Source organism: Corynebacterium sp. HMSC06G04, assembly GCF_001807365.1.
In the GTDB taxonomy this organism is placed as follows: domain Bacteria; phylum Actinomycetota; class Actinomycetes; order Mycobacteriales; family Mycobacteriaceae; genus Corynebacterium; species Corynebacterium simulans.
Genome location: NZ_KV788627.1, coordinates 87,114 through 107,358 on the forward strand (window position 1 = coordinate 87,114; position 20,245 = coordinate 107,358).

The following is a 20,245-nucleotide window of genomic DNA, read 5'->3' on the forward strand; positions in this document are numbered from 1 at the left end:
AAAAAGAAGTTAGGGCTAGCACTTGGGTGACTAGCGCTCCTAGCGTTTAAGGCATGACTCTTCAGGCATACCTTGACGCACTGCGCCCCGGCATGGATATCATCGCCGGGGCCCAAGGCATGTCTGCCGCGCAATTAGAAGCCCTCGGCGCCCCGGATACCGAGGCCCGCATGCTCGCCCGCTTGGCGCACACCTACTTCGGTCCGACCAAATTTAGCGCCAAACAGCGCACGGCCCGCGAGTCCACGCACAGTCTGCCGGTGCTAAAAATCATCGAACGCTACGCCGCCAAGGCGGCCAACCAGGCCGAAGCGTGGCGGCTGCGCGAGAAACTCTGCGCGCTGCAGGCGCCCGCCAGCGACATCGAAAAGCAGGCGCGCCGGCTGACCCGCAGGCCGGCACGGGGGCCGCGTGCTGGGGCGCGGTTGTATCGACGTCGCAAAGCGTGGACGCTCGCCATTACCGGCCCCAACGACATGATTGCGGACTTATGGGCGCGCTTGGATAAGACCAAGCCTGTGGAACAACTGACCGGCCTTCTCTACGGCGGCGTGAAGGCTGCACAGCGCCCGACGCCGCGCACCAACGTCATCGTGCGCCTGCCGGAGTTTATCGACGTCCTGCACGGCACGGGCGACGACATCACCCTGCGGCTGACCAACGGCGCCACCATGACTGGAAAAGATTACCTGGAGCGCGTGCTTGCCGACGCCGGCCTCGGCGAGCTGTTTACGCTCATCCACCCGGTGGAAGGCCCGGTGAACCTATACCGCGCACAGAGGCACGCCAGCTCGAAGCAGCGACTTATGGCGGCCGCGGAAAATCCGACGTGTCCGTGGCCGGAATGCAACATCGGCGCCGATGAAGCCCAGGTCCACCACATGCACCCCTGGCGCTTAGGCGGCGAGACCAACATGGCGAATCTGACCACCTGCTGTGGCTACCACAACGGGGTCAATCAAGACGACCCGAACGCCCCACCAGGCCGCGGGAGGCTAGACCGCATCGATGGTGTGGTCACTTGGCACCGCGGGCGGTGATAAAAACGCGCAAAAGCGCTGCTCCTTAAGGGGAACAGCGCTTGTTGGCGTGCCTAAATTTCCTCTGACATGGGGTTGTCTGCGGACTGGGCTTGGATGACGTCGTCAAGCACGGCGTGAATATACGGCGGTGCCTGATGATTGGAATACTCGGAAGCTAGCTCCACGCCCTCCACGAGTGCGGTTGCGTTCGGGACATCCTCGTTGAAAAGAATCTCCCACACGGCCACGCGCATAATTGCGCGGTCGACGGCCGGGATACGGTGCAGCTCCCACTCAGAAGAAAGGTAACGCTCGATGGTCTCGTCGATGGCGTCGAGCTCTTCGGCCGCGCCCTTGACGATGACCTGGGTGTACTCGGCGACCGGGGCGACGCCGTTGGCATCCTCGCGGGCCAGCTGGACGCGGTCCTCGATGATGCTTACGGGATCGACGTCGCGGTTTTCTGCCTCGTACAGAATGTCCGCGGCGCGGCGGCGCGCGCGGTAGCGCGCCGTGTGGCGCTTGTAGTTGATGTCTTTTTGCTCAGACACGTTGCGCCCTAGTTGTTGACGCGGGAGAGGTACTCGCCGGTGCGGGTATCGATCTTGAGGACGTTGCCGATCTCGATAAACAGCGGTACCTGGATCTCGGCGCCGGTCTCGAGGGTAGCTGGCTTGGTGCCGCCGTTGGAGCGATCGCCCTGCAGGCCTGGCTCGGTGTGCTCAACCTTCAGGTCAACGGAGATCGGCAGCTCGCCGAAGAGAGCCTCGCCGTCGTGGAAGGAGACCTGCACACGCATGTTCTCCTGCAGGAACTTGCCGGCCTCGCCGAACTTGTCGAAAGGCAGCTCGAACTGCTCGAAGGTCTTATCGTCCATGACAACGAAGTTCTGGCCATCGTTGTACAGGTAGGTCATATCGCGACGATCTACCGTTGCGGTCTCCACCTTGACGCCAGCGTTGAAGGTCTTATCGGTGACCTTGCCGGAGACGACGTCCTTGAGCTTGGTACGCACGAATGCAGGGCCCTTGCCCGGCTTAACGTGCTGGAACTCGACGATCTGCTGCAACTTGTTGTCAATTTTGAGAACGAGTCCGTTCTTGAAATCGGTGGTATCAGCCATGGATCAAACTCCCAGTAAAAATAGTGGTGAAAACAGTGTTCCAGCATACCTTATGCAGGTTTGCCAGCATAACAGGGCCAAATTATAGAACCTGCAAGTCCTTCGGAAATGCAGTGATGATCTTCGGCGCGCCGGAGGTGATGATAAGCGTATCCTCGATGCGCACTCCGCCCTTGCCCGGCACGTAGATGCCCGGCTCGATGGTAAGGGTCATGCCCTCGGCAAGTTCGCCCTTACCCGTTTGCGCAGCAGCCGGGCCCTCGTGCACGTCGAGGCCGATGCCGTGGCCGGTGGAGTGCACGAAGTACTCGCCGTAGCCGGCCTCGGTGATGATGTCGCGGCAGGCGGCGTCGACGTCGACAAGCTTGGCCCCTGGCACCGCCGCCTTGACACCAGCCTCTTGGGCGCGCAGGACGATATCGTAAATCTCGCGGGAGAACTCGTTCGGCTCCCCGACCGCGAAGGTACGGGTGCAATCGGAGTTAAAGCCACGCAGGTGCGCGCCGAAGTCGATGGTGACGAGGTCGCCGGAGACCAGTACGCGATCGTCGGCGCCGTGGTGCGGCTTTGCGGAATTCGGGCCGGAGGCGACGATGGTATCAAAGCTCACGCGCTCAGAACCCATCTTGCGCATGCGGTATTCCAGGTCCGCCGCGATCTGGCGCTCAGTGCGCCCCACCGCTACCTCGCCGGCAGCAACCAAGCCCTCCAGCGCTTCGTTGGCCAGCGCCGCGATGTGTTCGAGGCGCTCCAGCTCCTGTGGGTCCTTCACCAGGCGAATGTCTTCGATGACTCCGCTCATCGGAACCAGCTCCACTCCCTCAGGAGCTGCCTCTTCCAAGGCCTTGAACTCAGATACGGAGACATAATCGGCCTCAAAGGCCACGCGCAGTGGTCCCTCGAGGCGCCTGAGCAACGCCGGACCCACCGGGCGGCCCAAGACTGCTTCGAGGTCTGGGACTTCTTCTGCAATCTGGGTGGTATAGCGGCCATCGGTTGCCATCAGCGCCGAGAGGTCCTTGCGCAGCAGCAGGCCACCGTTGGAGCCGGAGAAGCCTGAAAGATAGCGCACATGCACCAGGTGGGTTACCAAGACGGCGTCGATGCGCATGCCGGCTACCTCTGCAGCGAGCTTGCGGCGGCGGTCACTAAAGCGGGTATCAGCGAGTGTCATGCGTTAATCCTTTTCTTCTTGACGGTCAACCCATGATAACGCCCACCACCCGCGGGTTTGGGGCTAATCGCTGAGAAAATAACCGAGTGCGGCCTCGTAGCCGTAGATACCCAATCCGGCGATAACCCCGCGCGCGATCGGGCTTAAATAAGAATGCTGGCGGAACTGTTCGCGCGCGTGCACGTTGGAGATATGCACCTCGACGAAGCCGGCGCCGTCGGCCACCTCAGCAAGGGCGTCGCGCAGCGCGACTGAAGTATGCGTAAAGCCGCCAGGGTTGATGATGACGGGCCAGTCGGCGTCGGCAGCCTCGTGGACCTTATCGATGAGCTCGCCTTCGTGATTGGACTGGTAGAACTCCAGCTCTGCCTCACCTGCGGCCGCACGCATGCGCTTTTCGACGTCCGCGAGACTCGTCGTTCCATACACTTCCGGCTGCCGCTTGCCCAGGCGGTTTAGGTTGGGGCCGTTGAGAACCAAAATCTTCATGTCTGCTCCGAACTAGTGGGAAATGGATGCATAGGCCGCGCGCAATTCGGCCTCGGTGGCATCTTCGATGCGGGTGGTCTCGCCGATGCCGGTGAGGGCTACGAAACGAATAGCACCCCCGCGGTTTTTCTTATCCCTCGTCATGGCCTGGTAAAGCTCGTCGAAGTGACCTGCTTCGTAGGTGGTGGGCAGGCCGAGCGAGCGCAGGATCTGGGTGTGGGTGTCCAAAACGGCGGCGTCGATAAGCCCGCGGGCGTGGGCTAGGTTGGCGACGAACATCATGCCCACGGCCACAGCGCGGCCGTGACGCCAGGTGTAGTCCTCGCGCAGCTCGATGGCGTGGCCGAACGTGTGTCCATAGTTGAGGGTCTCGCGCAGGCCGGCCTCTTTGAGGTCCTCGCCCACCACGCGGGCCTTGACCGCGATGGAGCGCTCGATAAGCTCGGGCAGACCGCTAAGCGGGTCGAGGCAGGCGGCGGGATCTGCGAGGTAACGCGAGATGATGACTGGATCGTGGATGAAACCGGTCTTGACGATCTCCGCCGACCCGGCGACAATTTCATCCTCTGGCAGGGTGTGCAGGCGGTCCAAGTCCACGAAGACGGAATCGGGCTCGTGGAATGCCCCGACCAAGTTCTTGCCGGCAGCGGTGTTAATGCCTGTTTTGCCGCCGACGGCGGCGTCTACCATCGCCAGCAACGTGGTGGGCACCTGGATGACCTTAATGCCGCGCATCCACGTCGCGGCAAGGAACCCCGCGAGGTCGGTGGCCGCTCCCCCTCCGAGTCCCACGATGGCGTCGCGGCGGCTGAAGTTTGCCTCGCCAAGGCTGTCCCACAGACCACCCACGACGTCGAGGCGCTTGGCGGCCTCGGCATCGGGAATGGGCAGCAGGGTAACCACGATGTTACGCGCGGCAGCCTCCGCGGCAAGCTGACGAGCGACGGCCGCGACGGCAGGCTGGAACACGATCCCCACTTGGCCCGCGCCGGTTGTGCTGAGCCGGTTTGCGATGGCTGCGGTCAAACCCGCGCCGACGGTGACCTCATAAGGGCTAGGGCCTGAAACTGGAATCGTGGTCATGAATACTCTTTTCTTAAAGCGTGTCGATAAAGCCCAAGATGGCGCCGACTACCTGCTGTGGGCTGCGCGTATCGGTGCGGACCTTCAAGTTGGCGACCTGCTCGTAGTACGGCCTGCGCAACTCCAGCAGCTCAGCGTAGTGCGCCAGGGGGTCGGCGGCGGCGAGGACGGGGCGGTTGGCGTCGCCAAGCGTGCGGGTTACCCCTTCCTCCGGGGAAACGTCAAGGAAAATGACGGTGTGGCGGTCCAGGAGGTCGCGGGTGCCTTCATCGAGCACGGCCCCGCCGCCCAGGCTGACGACGCCGCGCGAACACAGCGCTTGCTTTACCACTTCCGCCTCCAGCTCGCGGAAGGCCGGCTCACCCAGCGAGGAAAAGACCTCTCCACAGGCCGCGCCCTCGCGTTGTTCAATCATCTGGTCGGAGTCGACGAGTTCGCAGTTGAGGGAATGAGCTAAACGGCGCCCGATGGAAGACTTACCCGCCCCAGGTGGCCCGATGAGAACAATGCGGGGACGCGGGCTACCAGTCACGGAAACCGGTGTGGTCATTACTTACTCCTGTTCAAAAGCAAGACGCTGGGAAACATACTCATTGTAGGCGGCGATATTGCGCTTGGTCTCCATGACGCTATCGCCGCCAAATTTTTCTAGCACCGCGCGCGCGAGAACGAGGGCGACCATGGCTTCGGCGACCACGCCCGCGGCGGGCACCGCGCACACATCGGAACGCTGGTGGATGCCGGTGGCCGCCTTGCCGGTTGCCATATCCACGGTGCGTAGGGCGCGCGGGACGGTGGAGATCGGCTTCATGGCAGCGCGCAGACGCAGGGTCTCGCCGTTGGTCATGCCGCCTTCGAGACCGCCGGCGCGGTTGCTCAGGCGAGTAACGCCCGCGCCTTCCCGCACCATTTCGTCGTGGGCCTCGGAGCCGCGGCGGCGGGCCTCCTCGAAGCCGTCGCCTACTTCTACGCCCTTGATGGCCTGAATGCCCATGAGCGCAGCGGCGAGCTGGGCATCGAGGCGGTCCTCGCCGGAGATGTGCGAGCCCAGGCCAATGGGCAGGCCTTCGACAACGACCTCGACGATGCCGCCTAAGGTATCTCCCTGCTTTTTGGCGGCCTCAATTTCCGAAATCATCGACGCTTGCGCATCCTCGCCGAAGGCGCGCACGGGTGAAGCATCGATGGCGTCGAGATCCGCGTGCGTCGGTGTGGGGCCCGCATAAGGCTCCGAGGCGCCGATGGAGATGACGTGGGAGATAACCTCCACGCCGAGGGTCTCGCGCAAAAAGTTGCGCGCGATGGTGGCGGCGGCCACGCGCGCGGCGGTCTCACGAGCTGAAGATCGCTCCAGGATCGGGCGCGCCTCGTCGTGGCCGTATTTGACCATGCCTGCAAAATCCGCGTGGCCCGGCCGCGGGCGGGTCAGCGGGGCGCCACGGCCGGAAGCCATGGCCTTGGCGGTCTCCTCGTCGGACATGTCCAGCGCGTGTGGTGACATGATGGTGGTCCACTTGGGCCACTCGGTGTTGCCGATCATGATCGCAATCGGGCTGCCCAGAGTCTTACCGTGGCGGATGCCAGAAAGGAGAGTTAATTCGTCGGCTTCGAACTTCATGCGGGCGCCCCGGCCGTAGCCTAAGCGGCGGCGTGAGAGCTGGGCAGCGATGTCATCCTGCAATACTGGTACCCCGGACGGCATGTGCTCAAGCATGGCGATGAGCGCCTGGCCGTGGGATTCACCTGCGGTAGTCCAACGAAGCATGCGGGTTATTATCGCACGCCGCGCACACGCGGGCTAGCACTAGGGTCGAACTTAGAGCGCAATCACACACGCCGCCGCAGCCAGCAGCATTCCGGGCCCGTGCGGGGGTGCAGCGTCGCGGCGGGCAAGGCCCCATAACGCAGTGCTAAGCGACGCCCCCATCATCGCCAGCAACTGCCCCATCACCCCTACTTCGTGGACGGTCCACATGCCCAGCGGGAAGGCGAGTTTAATGTCGCCGCCGCCGACGCCGCCGCGCCAGAGCGCAAGGGCGAGATAAAGGCCGGGCCAGATGAGTCCCGCGGGCGAAAAGATGCACAGTGCGATAAGGCAGGCGGGCAGGGTAAGCCAATTGGGCAGGCGTTTATAGCGGATGTCGAATATACACAGCATGATTATCCACGCGGCGATGCAGGCGTGGATATAAAGATTTCCCCCCATGGGGCCACAGCCTAGCTCAAGGCTGCATCGAGGGCAGCGCGCATGGCGGCTTGCGGCGCGGGATGGCCGGTAAATTGCTCAAACTGGCTGAAGGCTTGATGCGCGAGCATGACGTGGCCGCCCACCGTGGCGTAGCCGTTTGCGGCCGCATGCGAGACGAGCGGCGTGGGCCAGGGATCGTAGATGACGTCGAGGACTGGCGCGTGGGCTAGGTCAAAGAGGTGACCGTCGAGGGCCGCGGAGGGAACCGTGGAGACGATGAGGTCTGCCTCGCGCGCGAGGGCGGCGAGGTCAGCGTCGAAGGTGGCGCGATAAAGCTTGAGGCCGAGGGCGTCGGCAAGCGGGGCGAGCTCGGCGCGCCGGTCAGAGCGGTTCAGCACGGTGACGTCGGTAATGCCGCGCTGCGCCAGGGCCCAAAGCGCGGGGCGGGCGGTGCCGCCGGAGCCGATGAGAAGCGCGCGACGGGCGGTCTTTTCCCCCATTAGGACCGCCAACGCACCGGCGACGCCCTCGGTGTCGGTGTTGTCGGCGCGCCAGCCCTGCTCGGTGCGTACAAGGGTATTCGCAGAGCCAATGAGTTCGGCACGTTCAGTGCGCTCCGTGGCGCAAGAAAGGGCGGCGAACTTGCCCGGCATGGTCACGGAGAAACCGCGGAAATCAGCAGGCGCTTCCTCGAGAAAGCGCGGCAGCGACGCCGCCGTGACCTCAAAGCGGGTGTAGTCCCAGTCCTCTAGCCCCAGGGCTGCATAACCGGCGTTATGCAGCACCGGGGACAAGGAATGGTCGATGGGTTGACCTAGAACCGCCGCGCGTGGCATTACTCGGCTGGCTTTGCTTCAGAATCCTCGCCACCCTGCACGCCGCCGCGCTGGGACTCGAGAATGCCGGAGTTGATGGCCTTATCGACGTTGGCCAAGTGCTCGTCGTAGTTATCGGTGAACACGGTGGTGCCATCAGCGTCGATTGTGGCGAAGAACAGCCAGTTGCCCTCCTCCGGGTGCTCCATGGCGTCGATTGCCTCAACGGAAGGAGAAGCAATCGGGGTATCCGGCAGGCCCTCCTTGGCGTAAGTATTCCACGGGGTTACCTCGGCGCGAGCTTCGTCGGAAGTCGCCAGCTCCACGTCCGGCAGGCCGTAGTTAACGGTGGAGTCCAGCTCCAAACGCATCGGCTCGTCCAGGCGGTTCAGGATGACGCGGGCCACCTTGCCGAACTCGCCGGCCGGGGACTCGCGCTCGACCAAGGATGCTGCAACCAGCAGCTCGTATGGGGTCTTGCCCATAGCCTGCGCGCGGTCGACGATGCCGGTCTCGTTGTAGCGCTCGGTAGAACGAGTAATCAAGTCCTTCAAGATGGCCTGCGCGTCCATGTTCGGATCGACCACATACTGGCCCGGAGCAATAAGACCCTCAAGGCGCTTCGGGTCCTCGCCACGGGAGCGAATCTTCTCCAGCGCCCATTCGGGCGCGCCAAGCTCGGCCGGATCGACGGTCGCCGCGACCTTCTCCAGTTCTTCCTTGGTCACGGAGCCGCCCTCTTGCTCAGAGACTTGCGCGATCAGCGAGTAGACGCCGTAGCGAACATCGCCGCCGACAACCTTAACGTCGGAAAGCGTGGCTCCGCCCTGCACGTCCAAAGGATCGACCTTGTTTTTGTCATCGAGCAGCGCAGAAACCGCCGCCTTTGCATTCATCTCCTCCTGCAGGCGGTAGAAGCCCGGCTGAATGCTGCCAGCGCGAGGGTTGGAGTTGGCCGCCGAGGAGAAAGCATCCGCGGTCTTGACCACGTTCTTTTCCACGAGCTCCGGGCCGAGCTGGCTCATCGACGAGCCTTCTGGGACCTCGACCAGCTGCACGGTGCCGTTGCCGGTTCCCTCATAGTCCATGCTGCTGCCTCCTCCAAGCAAGCGGAAGCCGATGTATCCCAGGGCGCCGATGATAAGCACCACGGAGGCCACCACCACGGCAAGGCCGCGCTGGCGGCGCTTGACGTGCTTCGGCTCCATGGAGCGCCCGATTCGTTCTTGGTTTCGGCTCACGTAACTAGTCTCCTGCTGTTGAAGGCTCGTGGGTGGTTGCATCTGCTTGAAGCGCGTTGTTACGTGCGTCCAACCAGGATTGCAAGATTTCTACTGCGGCTGCTTGGTCGATGACTTTGCGGCCCTTTTTCTCGGATACCCCCGACGCCCGCAGCGCTGTCGTGGCGGCGACTGTGGTCAGCCGCTCGTCAGCCATGCGGACAGGTGGTCGCCCTATCGTTACATCTTTTCCCAGCCTGCGGCGGATGCGAAACGCGATTTCCTTGGCGTGTTTGACACTTTTCGAGCCGTTGCCCTGCAGATCGCGGGGCAGGCCTACTACTACCTCTACCGCTTGATACTCGTGAATGAGCTCCAAAATGCGGTCGATATCGCCTTTATCGCGGTCTTTGAAACCGGTTTCGCGAGCGACGGTCTCGACAGGAAGCGCCAACTTGGCGTTGTTGTCAGAGACCGCGACACCGATGCGTACGGTGCCTACATCTAGCGCTAGTCGACGCCCATTTCCCGGGTCGTCCACCCCGGGAGTATCGGGTTGTACGGCCATGCTCTATGAATGTCCCTTCGCGGTTGGATGCGACGCAAAAAGTCGCAAAACGGTAACGATGACATTTAGATTCTAGTCATACTATTTGCGGCTATGGTTCGCAGGGGCATAAGTTTTAGCTTATTGGCTGTTTAAAGGCCTAATGTTTACCCCTATCGCGCAAAAATCCCCGCACCTTTTGGCTTAAAGATACGGGGAGAATTCGCGGCGAAAGAATTAGGCCTTTTCGAGTTCGTCGCGCAGGGCGTTGAACGCGGCCGAAAGGCCTTCGGCGTTAGAGCCGGAGCCTTGCGCCATGTCTGGCTTGCCGCCGCCCTTGCCGTCGATGTAGCCAGCGAGCAGCTTGACCAAGTCGCCAGCCTTGATGCCGCGCTCGATGGCAGCCTTGGTGACGCCGGCGATAAACGGCAGCTTGCCGCCCTCATTCTCGGAGGCGAGGACAACCACGCCCGGCTTGTCGCCGAGGCGGTTCTTCAGGTCGATGGCCACGGTGCGCAGGTCGCCGCCGCTGACGTTGTTCGGCAGGCGGGTTGCCACGACGCTAAAGCCGTTGACCTCGACGGCGGAGTTGACCATCTCAGCGGTCTGGGACATCAGCTGGGCCTTGTGCAGGTCCTCGATCTGCTTCTCAGCAGCCTTGAGGCGCTCGGTCAGCTGTGCGATGCGCTCTGGAAGGTCCTCGGACTGGATCTTCAGCTCGCGGGAAACGCCCTCCACGAGTGCGGTTTCCTTTGAGTAGTAGCGGAACGCGTCCAGGCCAGAGTAGGCCTCGATGCGGCGCGCACCAGAGCCCACGGAGGACTCGCCCAGCACGGAAACCGGGCCGATCTCCGCCGTGTTGGTGACGTGGGTGCCGCCGCACAGCTCGATCGAGAAGGGGCCGCCCATCTCGACGACGCGAACCTCAGAGCCGTAGTTCTCACCGAACAGCGCCATGGCGCCCATCTGCTTCGCCTTCTCCAGGGAGGTCTCGATGGTGTTGACGGCAAAGTGGGCGTCGACAGCCTGGTTGGTGATGAGAGCGATCTCTTCCAGCTGGGCCGGGGTCAGCTGTTCGGTGTAGTTGAAGTCGAAACGCAGGTAGCCCGGGCGGTTCAAGGAACCTGCCTGAACTGCGGTTGGGCCCAGCACTTTACGCAGCGCCGCGTGGATGAGGTGGGTGGCCGAGTGCGCCTGGACTGCGCCGTGACGCCACTTCTGGTCAACCTCAGCGGTCACGGAAGCACCCAGGTCGATGCCGCCGGCAGTAACGGCGGCCTTGTGGACCCACAGCTTCTTGCCGATCTTCTGGACGTCGCCCACCTCAAGCAGGCTCTCGCCCGCGTACAGGCGGCCGCGGTCTGCGGTCTGTCCACCGGCCTCGGCGTACAGCGGCGACTGGTCGAGGATGACCTCCACCTGCTCGCCCTCGTGGACCTCGTTGACCTTCTCGCCATCGCGAACCAGACCAATGATCTTGGCGTCGGAAGTAAGCGTCTCGTAACCGGTGAAGACGGTCGGGTTGTTATCGACCCATTCACGGTAGAGAGAAAGGTCAGCGTGGCCGTGCTTCTTGGCCTGGTTATCGGCCTTGGCGCGGCGGCGCTGCTCTCCCATCGCGTCGTTGAAGCCATCCATGTCGACCTCGAGGCCGGCCTCCTGGGCCATCTCTAGGGTGAGGTCAATTGGGAAGCCATAGGTATCGTGCAGCTCGAAAGCCTTCTCGCCGGAGAGCACCTTGGCGGTTGCAGCACGCGAGGTGGACTTGAGCTCTGCAACGGCTTCGTCGAAAAGCTTAGTGCCCGACTCCAAGGTCTTGAGGAAGGCCTTCTCCTCCGCGATGGCAACGCGCAGGATGCGCTCGCGGTGCTCCGCAATTTCCGGGTAGGACGGAGTCATGGTGTCCATGATGGTGTTCATGAAGCGCTCCATGCTCGGCGCGGTAGTCCCCAGCAGGCGTGCGGAACGGATGATGCGACGCAGCAGGCGGCGCAGGATGTAGCCGCGGCCTTCGTTGCCCGGGGTAACGCCGTCCAAGATGAGCATCATGCCGGTACGGGAGTGATCCGCGATGACGCGGAAACGGATGTTGTCCTGATCGCTTGCGCCCTCGCCGTATTTGGAACCAGAAAGCTCCTCCGCGGCGTCGATAACCGGGCGCAAAAGGTCGGTTTCGTAGACGTTGTCTACGCCCTGCAGGATGCAGGCCACGCGCTCGATGCCCATGCCGGTATCGATGTTCTTCTTCGGCAGCGGTCCCAGGATTTCGAAGTTGCCCTTGCCGATGCCCTCACCGCGCTCGTTCTGCATGAAGACCAGGTTCCAGATCTCCATGTAACGGTTGTCGTCGGCCACTGGGCCGCCCTCGGCGCCGTATTCCGGGCCGCGATCGTAGTAAATCTCGGAGCATGGACCGCACGGGCCAGGAATGCCCATGGACCAGTAGTTATCCTCCATGCCCAGGCGCTGGATGCGCTCCTTCGGCACGCCAATCTCGTTGTGCCAGATATCGGCAGCCTCATCGTCGTCCAAGTAAACGGTAACCCACAGACTCTCCGGGTCGAGGCCGAAGCCGCCGTCTTCGACGGAGCCGGTGAGAAGGCCCCAAGCGTTTTTGATTGCGCCTTCCTTGAAGTACTGGCCGAAGGAGAAGTTGCCGGCCATCTGGAAGAAGGTGTTGTGGCGGGTGGTAATGCCTACCTCTTCGATGTCCAGGGTGCGCACGCATTTCTGGATCGAGGTTGCCAGGCCGTTGGGAAACGGCGGGTTCTGCTGGCCGAGGAAGTACGGCTTGAACGGAACCATGCCGGCGTTGACGAAGAGCAGGTTCGGGTCGTCCAAAATGAGCGACGCGCTGGGAACCGCCTCGTGTCCGGTTTTCACGAAGTGCTGGGTAAAGCGTTCCCGGATCTCATGAGTCTTCACGAGCTAAAAGTCCTTCACTGTTTAAGCGGTACGTAACAGCGCTCAACTTTACCCGTATCGCTTCCTAGCACGGGTATCGGGGGAGAAAACTTTAGCGCCGCTTGCCGCGGATGATGTTGCGCAGCCGCCCCAGGTAGTCATGGATGCGCTTTTCGGCACCATGTTCGGTGGGTTCGTAGTACAGCGCGCCTTCCAATTCATCTGGTAGGTACTGCTGCTTAACGACGCCGCGCGGGTCATCATGCGGGTAAACATACCCCACGGCATTGCCGAGCTTTTTCGCTCCTTCGTAGTGGCCGTCGCGCAGGTGGGCCGGAACGTGACCGATGCGCCCAGCTTGCACGTCGGCTTGCGCGGCGCTGATTGCTTGGATCACCGCGTTCGACTTCGGTGCGGTGGCCAGGTGGATGGTGGCTTGGGCCAGCGGAATTCGTGCTTCCGGCATGCCGATCAATTGCGCGGCTTCGGCTGCTGCCACGGCGGTTTGCAGCGCGGAAGGGTCGGCCATGCCGATGTCTTCGGAGGCATGCACGATAAGACGGCGTGCGATAAAGCGCGGGTCCTCGCCAGCCTCAATCATGCGCGCCAGGTAGTGCAGCGCGGCATCAACATCCGAGCCGCGGATCGACTTAATGAACGCAGAGACGACGTCGTAGTGCTGGTCGCCGTCGCGGTCATAGCGCACGACGGCGCGGTTGACGTTGTCACGGATGACTTGGGCGGTCAATTCTCCACCGTCGGCCACGGCCTCGGCCGCGGCTTCCAGGTAGGTCAGCGTGCGACGGGCGTCGCCGCCGGCGAGCAGCACGAGCTGGTCGAGCGCTTCGTTGTTTGCGCTAATGCGCCCACCCAGGCCACGTTCGCTGGTGAGGGCGCGTTCGGCGAGTGCTTTCAGGGAGGCGTCGTCTAGCGGCTGCAACTGCAGCAACAACGAGCGCGAGAGCAACGGCGCCACCACGGAAAAGGAGGGGTTTTCTGTGGTCGCAGCGACGAGCAACACGGTGCGATTTTCCACTGCCGCGAGCAACGCGTCCTGCTGGGTCTTGGAAAAGCGATGCACCTCGTCGATAAACAGCACCGTGCGCCGGCCATGGATGAGTTCTTGGCGCGCCCGGGTGATGACCTCGCGCACCTGCTTGACTCCCGAATCCAAGGCGGATAAGCCCACGAAGTTTTGGCCAATCGATTTTGCGATCAGCGAGGCGATGGTGGTCTTGCCAGTACCGGGAGGGCCATACAAGATGACAGAAGCCTCGCCGGAGCCTTCGATGAGCCGGCGCAGGGGCTTCCCTTCTTCAAGTAGGTGGCCTTGACCCACAACCTCATCGAGGCTTTGCGGGCGCATCCGGGCCGCCAATGGCGAGCCGGAATGGGTGGCAAAGATTTCTTGGCCAGGCAGTGGCGCGGATGCCTCTGTCCCGCCGGGTGCTGGGCCAAACAGAAAATCTTGGCTCATGGCCTAGCCCTCACGCAGGCGGCTGGCTACGGTCTGTCCAAACTGCGCAACCGGTTCGCATGCGGCGGAATCGCACTTGGCGGAATACCGCGCCAACGCCTCGAAGGTCTCGTACAAGTCGCGGCGGATGAGAATTTCCTCTTCGCTAAATGGACCCTGGTCTGCAGGACGCAGCAAGGAATGGCGTGCGTCGTGCTCGATGCCAGCGGAGCCTTCCGAAAGAGCCACAACGCCCTCGATACCGCCGGCGTACATCGTGGTCACGCTGGACAAAGCCCAGCCGATGAGCGAGGCGACGATGAGCTCGTGGAGCTCGATATCGTCCCCGAGACGCGGCCACACCTGCACCACGCGGCGCTGCCAGGCGGAGATGAAAATCTCGGCCTCTTCATCCGAAATCGGGCGCGCGAAAAGGAACTGCGGGAAGCCGGCGATGACACAGGCGACGTCGAAGCCGACGTTGCGATAACCCGCCCACTCATAATCCAAAAAGGCTAGGTTTTGGGAAACGATGACGTTATCGGGTGACAAATCAAAAGGCGTAAATGCGCGCTCGCGACCGATGGACAGCGCGCTTGCCGCCTGTTGCGCAAGCTCCACAAAGTCTGCGGGCGCTGGCAGGCCAGCATCGGCCAGGATGTCTGCGCCAATCAAAATCGAGCGCTGCAGGGATTCATCGCGCAGCGACTGATGCTCGGCGTATTCCGGGTGCTGGCGCAGTATGCGGTTAAGCAGCGTCTCGTAGTCCCGCTCGCGGTCTGCGGTACCCGCATGCATCTGGCCCAAAGAACGTCCCAGAGAACGCAGGATCTCCTTGCGGTCCTCGCCCTGTGCTTGGGTGAGAACATCGGCCAAGGTGTCGCCCTCACCAACGTCGGAAAGCACCAAAATGCGACGATCCAAATCATGGGCAAAAAGCACCGGGCCCGGGCGCACGTCCTCGCCCAAAGCGGTGGTGAACTGGTACGCCACGACCTCGCGGAGAAGCGCGGCGTCATCAATCGCATGCCCGGTAGAAGGGTTGTATTTGATGACCACGGAGCGGTGCGGCAAAAATGCCGTCGGAGTCATCCGCGCGCGCAAGACGGTGGCGTTGCCCGAACCGCCTAGGTCAGTTACCTGGGTAAACTCGGCAACCCCGCCGTAACGGCGCGAAAGCAACTCGGCGGCCATCTCGACGACCTCGTCTTGGGTATAGGCCGTGTCAGTAACGCCCGTATTCTCCGTGGTCACTACATCTTCCTTTACTTGATCGCTGAGCTCTATGTCAGCCGCGCTCGCAGCAAAAGCGGGGCACCGCCTCATGCGGTGTGGTGAAACACTTTCCCGCAGCTTCGGCCCTGCCCCGCTTTAAAAGCAAGCTTTAGCGCTTACTTCGCTGCAGCCTTTTCTTCTGACTTCTTTTCCGGCTTGAAGTCGACGCCGGTCTCCTTGCGCTGTGCGGCAGGGATCGGTGCCGGGGCGTCGGTCAGCGGATCGACGCCGCCGCCGGACTTAGGGAAAGCAATGACGTCGCGGATGGAGTCAAAGCCGCCGAGCAGGGACACGATGCGGTCCCAGCCGAATGCGATGCCGCCGTGTGGCGGTGCGCCGTACTGGAATGCGTCGAGCAGGAAGCCGAACTTCTCCTGTGCTTCTTCCTCGCCGATTCCCATGACGTCGAAGACACGCTTTTGCACATCCTGCTGGTGGATACGGATGGAACCGCCGCCGATCTCGTTGCCGTTGCAGACGATGTCATAAGCGTAAGCGGTAGCCTCGCCCGGGTTCTGGTCGAAGGTGTCGAGGTACTCCGGCTTCGGGGAGGTAAAGGCGTGGTGCACGGCCGTCCACTTGGAGTGGCCCAGGGCAACGTCACCGGATGCGGTGGCGTCGGCAGCCGGCTCGAACAGTGGTGCGTCGACGACCCAGGTAAAGGCCCAGTCGCCTTCCTTGATGAGGTCGAGCTTGCGGGCGATCTCGCCACGGGCTGCGCCGAGCAGAGCGCGGGAGGACTTAGTGTCGCCTGCGGCAAAAAAGATGGCGTCGCCAGGCTTTGCGCCCACGTGAGCGGCGATGCCCTCGCGCTCGGCGTCGGTGATGTTCTTGGCCACCGGGCCGCCCAGGGTGCCATCCTCAGCAATGGTGATGTAGGCAAGGCCCTTAGCGCCGCGCTGCTTTGCCCATTCCTGCCAAGCATCGAACTGGCGGCGCGGCTGGGATGCGCCACCTTCCATGACGACGGCACCGACGTACTCGTTCTGGAATACGCGGAAGGTGGTGTCCTTGAAGAACTCGGTGCACTCGACGATCTTGATGTCAAAGCGCAGGTCCGGCTTATCGGAGCCGTAGTACTTCATCGCATCAGCGTAGGTCATACGCGGGATCGGCGTGGTGATTTCGTAGCCGATGAGCTTCCACAGCTCGGAGACGATCTCCTCGGCTAGTGCGATGACGTCGTCCTGGTCCACGAAGGACATCTCGACGTCGAGCTGGGTGAACTCCGGCTGGCGGTCAGCGCGGAAATCCTCGTCGCGGTAGCAGCGCGCGATCTGGTAGTAGCGCTCCATGCCGGCAACCATGAGCAGCTGCTTGAACAGCTGCGGCGACTGTGGCAGGGCGTACCAGGAGCCTGGCTTCAGGCGTGCTGGGACCAGGAAGTCACGGGCGCCTTCTGGGGTGGAGCGGGTCAGGGTTGGGGTCTCGATCTCGGTGAAATCGTGTGCGTCGAGCACCTTGCGGGCTGCACGGTTTGCCGCAGAGCGCAGACGCAGCGCGTCGCCCTGGGTCTTACGGCGCAGATCCAGGTAGCGGTACTTCAGGCGCGCTTCCTCGCCGACCTCTCCAGAGGTGGATGGGTCATCGATCTGGAAAGGCAGTGCTGCGGACTTGTTGAGGACCTCGAGCTCGGTGACGTTGACCTCGATCTCGCCGGAAGGCAGGTTCGGGTTCTCGGATCCTTCTGGACGCGGCTCGACGACGCCGGTTACCTTCACGCAGTACTCAGAGCGCAGGTCGTGTGCGTGCTCTGCTACTTCGGATTCGCGGAAAACAACCTGGGCGATGCCGGATCGATCACGCAGGTCAATGAAGATAACTCCACCGTGGTCGCGACGGCGGGAAACCCAACCGGTGAGAGTAACAGTCTCGCCTGCGATGTCCTTGCGGAGCTCGCCAGCCAAATGAGTGCGCAGCACTAGCGTTCAGTCCCTTCTATTTCGATTTTTTACCCTCTCCCGCCACGCGTAGACAGCACGCGCCGGAGAATGGCAAAACTTGAACGCGCCCAAGTCTACAACCCCGCCTAGTATTTCGTTTCGATGAGGCAGCTACAGAAAGTATCTATATTTTCTGGCGGCACAATGCGCTGGACATATGGCATTATCAATGGCATGACATTTCGTTCGGATGCAGAATTCAACAACACCCGCGCCCGCTCTGGTGGCGGCGGGCGCCGCGGCGGCACCATTGCGGCAGGGGGCGGCCTGGGCACTCTCGTCCTCATCGGTTTGTTCCTGATCATGGGCGGAAACCCATCCGATCTTGATCAGTACTTCGGCACCGAGAATGACCAGGACCAAATAGCGCAGGAAGAAAACAGCACAGACGCAAACGGCAACCCCACCGGAGAGCTTGCCCACTGCCAGACCGCTGAGGACGGCAACAAGTACGACGACTGCCGCATCATGTACGCCGCCCAGTCCATCGACCGCGTTTGGGCGGACCAACTGCCAAAGCAGGCCGGGCTGGAATACACCGAACCCGGAATGGTCATCTTCCACGGCGCCACCACGTCCGGCTGCGGCCAAGCATCGGCCGCCACCGGCCCGTTCTACTGCCCGAGTGATCAGACGGCCTATTTCGATACCGCCTTTTTCGATCAACTCACCCAATTCGGCGCCGAGAACGCACCCCTGACTCAAATGTATATCGTGGCCCACGAGTTTGGTCACCACATTCAAAACCTCGAGGGAACGCTGGGTCTTTCCAATTACAACCAGCCGGGCGAGGATTCCAACGCCGTCAAGATTGAGCTGCAGGCAGACTGCTACGCAGGCATCTGGGCAAACTATGCCGATGACAATACGAACATGGGCCTGCAAGAGATTTCGAAGCAGCAGCTCGAGAACGCAGTGACCGCCGCTGCCGCTGTTGGCGATGACAACATCCAGCAGCGCTCCGGCGGCCAGGTCCGCCCCGATCAGTGGACACACGGTTCTTCCGAAATGCGCTCCAAAGCCTTCTTGGCCGGCTACCAATCAGGCGAGATGGCGCGGTGCGACTACCTCGAGCGCAATGCTTATAACGGCTAAACACTTATAGCGCCTAAAGTCTAGGTCCCGCCTAAAAATGACAGGGGTGCGTGGGAATTTCCCACGCACCCCTGTTGTTGACATGTCATATACACTAAAGTTCTAAGCCACACTCAAGGGAGCAGCATGCAATTCGGAATCTTTAGCATCGGCGATGTCACCGCGGACCCAACCAACGGCATCAGCCCCAGCGAGGCCGAGCGCATCCGCAATATGACCGAGATTGCGCTGAAGGCCGAGGAGGTTGGCCTCGACGTCTTTGCGACCGGCGAGCACCACAACCCACCCTTCGTGCCCTCCTCACCGACTACCCACCTGGCATATATCGCCGCACAGACAAAGAACCTGCAGCTATCCACCTCCACGACGCTTATCACCACCAATGACCCGGTAAAGATCGCCGAGGACTATGCCTTCCTGCAGCACCTTTCCGGCGGCCGCGTAGATCTCATGATGGGCCGCGGCAACACGGGCCCGGTTTATCCGTGGTTTGGCAAGGATATCCGCGAAGGCATCCCACTGGCGGTGGAGAACTATCACTTGCTGCGCCGGCTGTGGCGCGAGCCGGTGGTTAATTGGACAGGCAAGTACCGCACGCCTCTACAAGGGTATACGTCTACCCCGGCGCCCCTTGACGGCGTGCCGCCTTTTGTCTGGCACGGCTCCATCCGCTCGGTGCAGATTGCCGAGCAGGCCGCCTTCTACGGCGATGGCTTCTTCCACAACAACATCTTCTGGAACAAGGAGCACACCGCGAAGATGGTGGGCATTTACCGCCGCCGCTTCGAGTCCTACGGTCACAGCCGCGCGGATCAGGCCATCGTGGGCTTGGGCGGCCAGGTCTTCATCGGCGAGACCGAAGCCGAGGCGAAGAAGTTCTTCCGCCCCTACTTCGATAACGCACCGGTGTACGGCCACGGCCCTTCCCTGGAGGAGTTCACCGCGCAGACGCCGCTGACTGTAGGCACGGTGGAGCAGGTCATCGAGCGCACCATGCAGTTTGCCGATTGGGTGGGCGATTACCAGCGCCAGCTTTTCCTCATCGATCACGCGGGCCTGCCGCAGGAGGTGGTGCTGAAACAGATTGAAATCTTGGGCACCCAGGTGGTTCCGGAGCTGCGCCGCCGCATGGAGGCCCGCCGCCCGGAGCATGTGCCTTCAAATCCGCCTACCCACGCAAGTCTGAAGGCCAACCCCGCCGCACCCCATTTCAAGGTCAACCCCGGAGAGGAGAACTAGATGCGTTCACTGGTCGTTGTTACCGCAGGGCTATCCACGCCGTCATCAACGCGCGCGCTTGCCGACGCCCTCTCCCAGGCCGTGTGCTCCCAGGTCGGCGCCCGAGGCGAAGGCGTGGAGACCACCATGATTGAACTCCGTGAGCTTGCCACCGAGCTCTCCGAGGCCATGACGAACTGGGGCTCCACCACTCCCCGCCTAGATGAGGCAAAGCGCGCACTATCGACGGCGAGCGCACTGATTGCGGTGACCCCGATTTTCCAGGGCAGCTACTCGGGCCTTTTCAAGCTCTTCTTCGACACACTCGATCCGCACGCCTTGGAGCACCTGCCCACAGCGATTGCGGCCACGGGCGGGTCTTCGCGGCACGCGTTGGTGCTCGACTATGCGTTGCGTCCGCTGTTTAACTACCTGCATGCCACAGTGATCCCCACCGGCGTCTTCCAAGCCACCGAAGACTTCGGCACCGTAGAAGGTACACGCAACGCCCAGCGCATCGAGCGCGCGGCCAAGGAGCTTGCCGATCTCATCGTGGCTCCCACCGACCGCGTCGCAGGACTAGCCGCCCCGAACGTGGCAGAGCCTTCCCCACGTCCCACCGGATTGGACGTGGAAGAAGAGTTCACGCCGTTTAGCGCGCTGCTGAAAGGCCACGACGGCACCGCCTAGCCA

General features: G+C 62.3%; 19 protein-coding genes. 4 read left to right on the forward strand and 15 right to left on the reverse strand.

Features of this window, described 5'->3' with window-relative positions; translation table 11 throughout:
• The first annotated feature begins 53 nt into the window (after positions 1-53).
• Positions 54-1,040 (forward strand): HNH endonuclease signature motif containing protein, encoded by a 987-nt coding sequence (locus tag HMPREF3158_RS11210; protein WP_070498555.1) that lies wholly within the window; start codon positions 54-56, stop codon positions 1,038-1,040.
• Between the two features lie 53 nt (positions 1,041-1,093).
• Here the strand turns inward: HMPREF3158_RS11210 and nusB are convergent, their stop codons facing one another.
• From nusB to aspS, 15 genes are all read right to left on the reverse strand, one after another.
• Positions 1,094-1,573 carry a transcription antitermination factor NusB gene (gene nusB / locus HMPREF3158_RS11215; RefSeq protein ID WP_061922723.1) on the reverse strand — a complete coding sequence of 160 codons (480 nt, stop codon included), beginning with the start codon at positions 1,571-1,573 and terminating at the stop codon, positions 1,094-1,096.
• Positions 1,574-1,581: 8 nt separating this feature from the next.
• Positions 1,582-2,145, reverse strand: coding sequence for an elongation factor P (gene efp / locus HMPREF3158_RS11220; RefSeq protein WP_061922726.1), 564 nt, complete (start codon positions 2,143-2,145; stop codon positions 1,582-1,584).
• An 82-nt stretch (positions 2,146-2,227) separates the two neighbouring features.
• Positions 2,228-3,319 carry a M24 family metallopeptidase gene (locus HMPREF3158_RS11225; protein WP_070498557.1) on the reverse strand — a complete coding sequence of 364 codons (1,092 nt, stop codon included), beginning with the start codon at positions 3,317-3,319 and terminating at the stop codon, positions 2,228-2,230.
• A 63-nt stretch (positions 3,320-3,382) separates the two neighbouring features.
• A complete protein-coding gene (aroQ, locus tag HMPREF3158_RS11230; RefSeq protein WP_070498559.1) occupies positions 3,383-3,808 on the reverse strand; it encodes a type II 3-dehydroquinate dehydratase in 426 nt (141 codons plus the stop codon).
• 12 nt (positions 3,809-3,820) lie between these two features.
• On the reverse strand, positions 3,821-4,891 hold the full coding sequence (aroB, locus tag HMPREF3158_RS11235; RefSeq protein ID WP_070498561.1) for a 3-dehydroquinate synthase: 1,071 nt from the start codon (positions 4,889-4,891) through the stop codon (positions 3,821-3,823).
• Positions 4,892-4,904: 13 nt separating this feature from the next.
• Positions 4,905-5,441: a shikimate kinase gene (locus tag HMPREF3158_RS11240; protein ID WP_070498562.1), complete on the reverse strand. Its 537-nt coding sequence runs from the start codon at positions 5,439-5,441 to the stop codon at positions 4,905-4,907.
• Positions 5,442-5,444: 3 nt separating this feature from the next.
• The gene (gene aroC / locus HMPREF3158_RS11245) at positions 5,445-6,656 is read right to left on the reverse strand and encodes a chorismate synthase (protein ID WP_070456626.1); all 1,212 of its coding nucleotides are present in this window, start codon (positions 6,654-6,656) and stop codon (positions 5,445-5,447) included.
• 51 nt (positions 6,657-6,707) lie between these two features.
• Positions 6,708-7,097, reverse strand: a complete 390-nt coding sequence (locus tag HMPREF3158_RS11250) for a prepilin peptidase (RefSeq protein WP_070498564.1) — start codon at positions 7,095-7,097, stop codon at positions 6,708-6,710.
• An 11-nt stretch (positions 7,098-7,108) separates the two neighbouring features.
• Positions 7,109-7,915 carry a shikimate dehydrogenase gene (locus tag HMPREF3158_RS11255; protein WP_070498565.1) on the reverse strand — a complete coding sequence of 269 codons (807 nt, stop codon included), beginning with the start codon at positions 7,913-7,915 and terminating at the stop codon, positions 7,109-7,111.
• Positions 7,915-9,102, reverse strand: a complete 1,188-nt coding sequence (gene mltG, locus HMPREF3158_RS11260) for an endolytic transglycosylase MltG (RefSeq protein ID WP_062038863.1) — start codon at positions 9,100-9,102, stop codon at positions 7,915-7,917. The genes HMPREF3158_RS11255 and mltG overlap by 1 nt, the downstream gene beginning before the upstream one ends.
• Before the next feature lie 37 nt (positions 9,103-9,139).
• Positions 9,140-9,682 (reverse strand): Holliday junction resolvase RuvX, encoded by a 543-nt coding sequence (ruvX, locus tag HMPREF3158_RS11265; protein WP_062038860.1) that lies wholly within the window; start codon positions 9,680-9,682, stop codon positions 9,140-9,142.
• A gap of 216 nt (positions 9,683-9,898) precedes the next feature.
• The gene (alaS, locus tag HMPREF3158_RS11270; RefSeq protein WP_070498567.1) at positions 9,899-12,586 is read right to left on the reverse strand and encodes an alanine--tRNA ligase; all 2,688 of its coding nucleotides are present in this window, start codon (positions 12,584-12,586) and stop codon (positions 9,899-9,901) included.
• 91 nt (positions 12,587-12,677) lie between these two features.
• The gene (locus HMPREF3158_RS11275) at positions 12,678-14,042 is read right to left on the reverse strand and encodes a replication-associated recombination protein A (protein ID WP_070498569.1); all 1,365 of its coding nucleotides are present in this window, start codon (positions 14,040-14,042) and stop codon (positions 12,678-12,680) included.
• Between the two features lie 3 nt (positions 14,043-14,045).
• A complete protein-coding gene (locus HMPREF3158_RS11280; protein WP_070498633.1) occupies positions 14,046-15,215 on the reverse strand; it encodes a phosphotransferase family protein in 1,170 nt (389 codons plus the stop codon).
• A 197-nt stretch (positions 15,216-15,412) separates the two neighbouring features.
• The gene (aspS, locus tag HMPREF3158_RS11285) at positions 15,413-17,218 is read right to left on the reverse strand and encodes an aspartate--tRNA ligase (protein WP_062038851.1); all 1,806 of its coding nucleotides are present in this window, start codon (positions 17,216-17,218) and stop codon (positions 15,413-15,415) included.
• A 195-nt stretch (positions 17,219-17,413) separates the two neighbouring features.
• Between aspS and HMPREF3158_RS11290 the strand changes: the two genes are divergently transcribed.
• The 3 genes from HMPREF3158_RS11290 (at position 17,414) to HMPREF3158_RS11300 (ending at position 20,242) form a co-directional block, all read left to right on the forward strand.
• Positions 17,414-18,334, forward strand: a complete 921-nt coding sequence (locus HMPREF3158_RS11290; RefSeq protein ID WP_070498635.1) for a KPN_02809 family neutral zinc metallopeptidase — start codon at positions 17,414-17,416, stop codon at positions 18,332-18,334.
• 126 nt (positions 18,335-18,460) lie between these two features.
• Positions 18,461-19,573, forward strand: a complete 1,113-nt coding sequence (locus HMPREF3158_RS11295) for an LLM class flavin-dependent oxidoreductase (RefSeq protein WP_062038847.1) — start codon at positions 18,461-18,463, stop codon at positions 19,571-19,573.
• Positions 19,574-20,242, forward strand: a complete 669-nt coding sequence (locus HMPREF3158_RS11300) for an FMN reductase (RefSeq protein WP_070498570.1) — start codon at positions 19,574-19,576, stop codon at positions 20,240-20,242.
• The last annotated feature ends 3 nt before the right edge of the window (positions 20,243-20,245 follow it).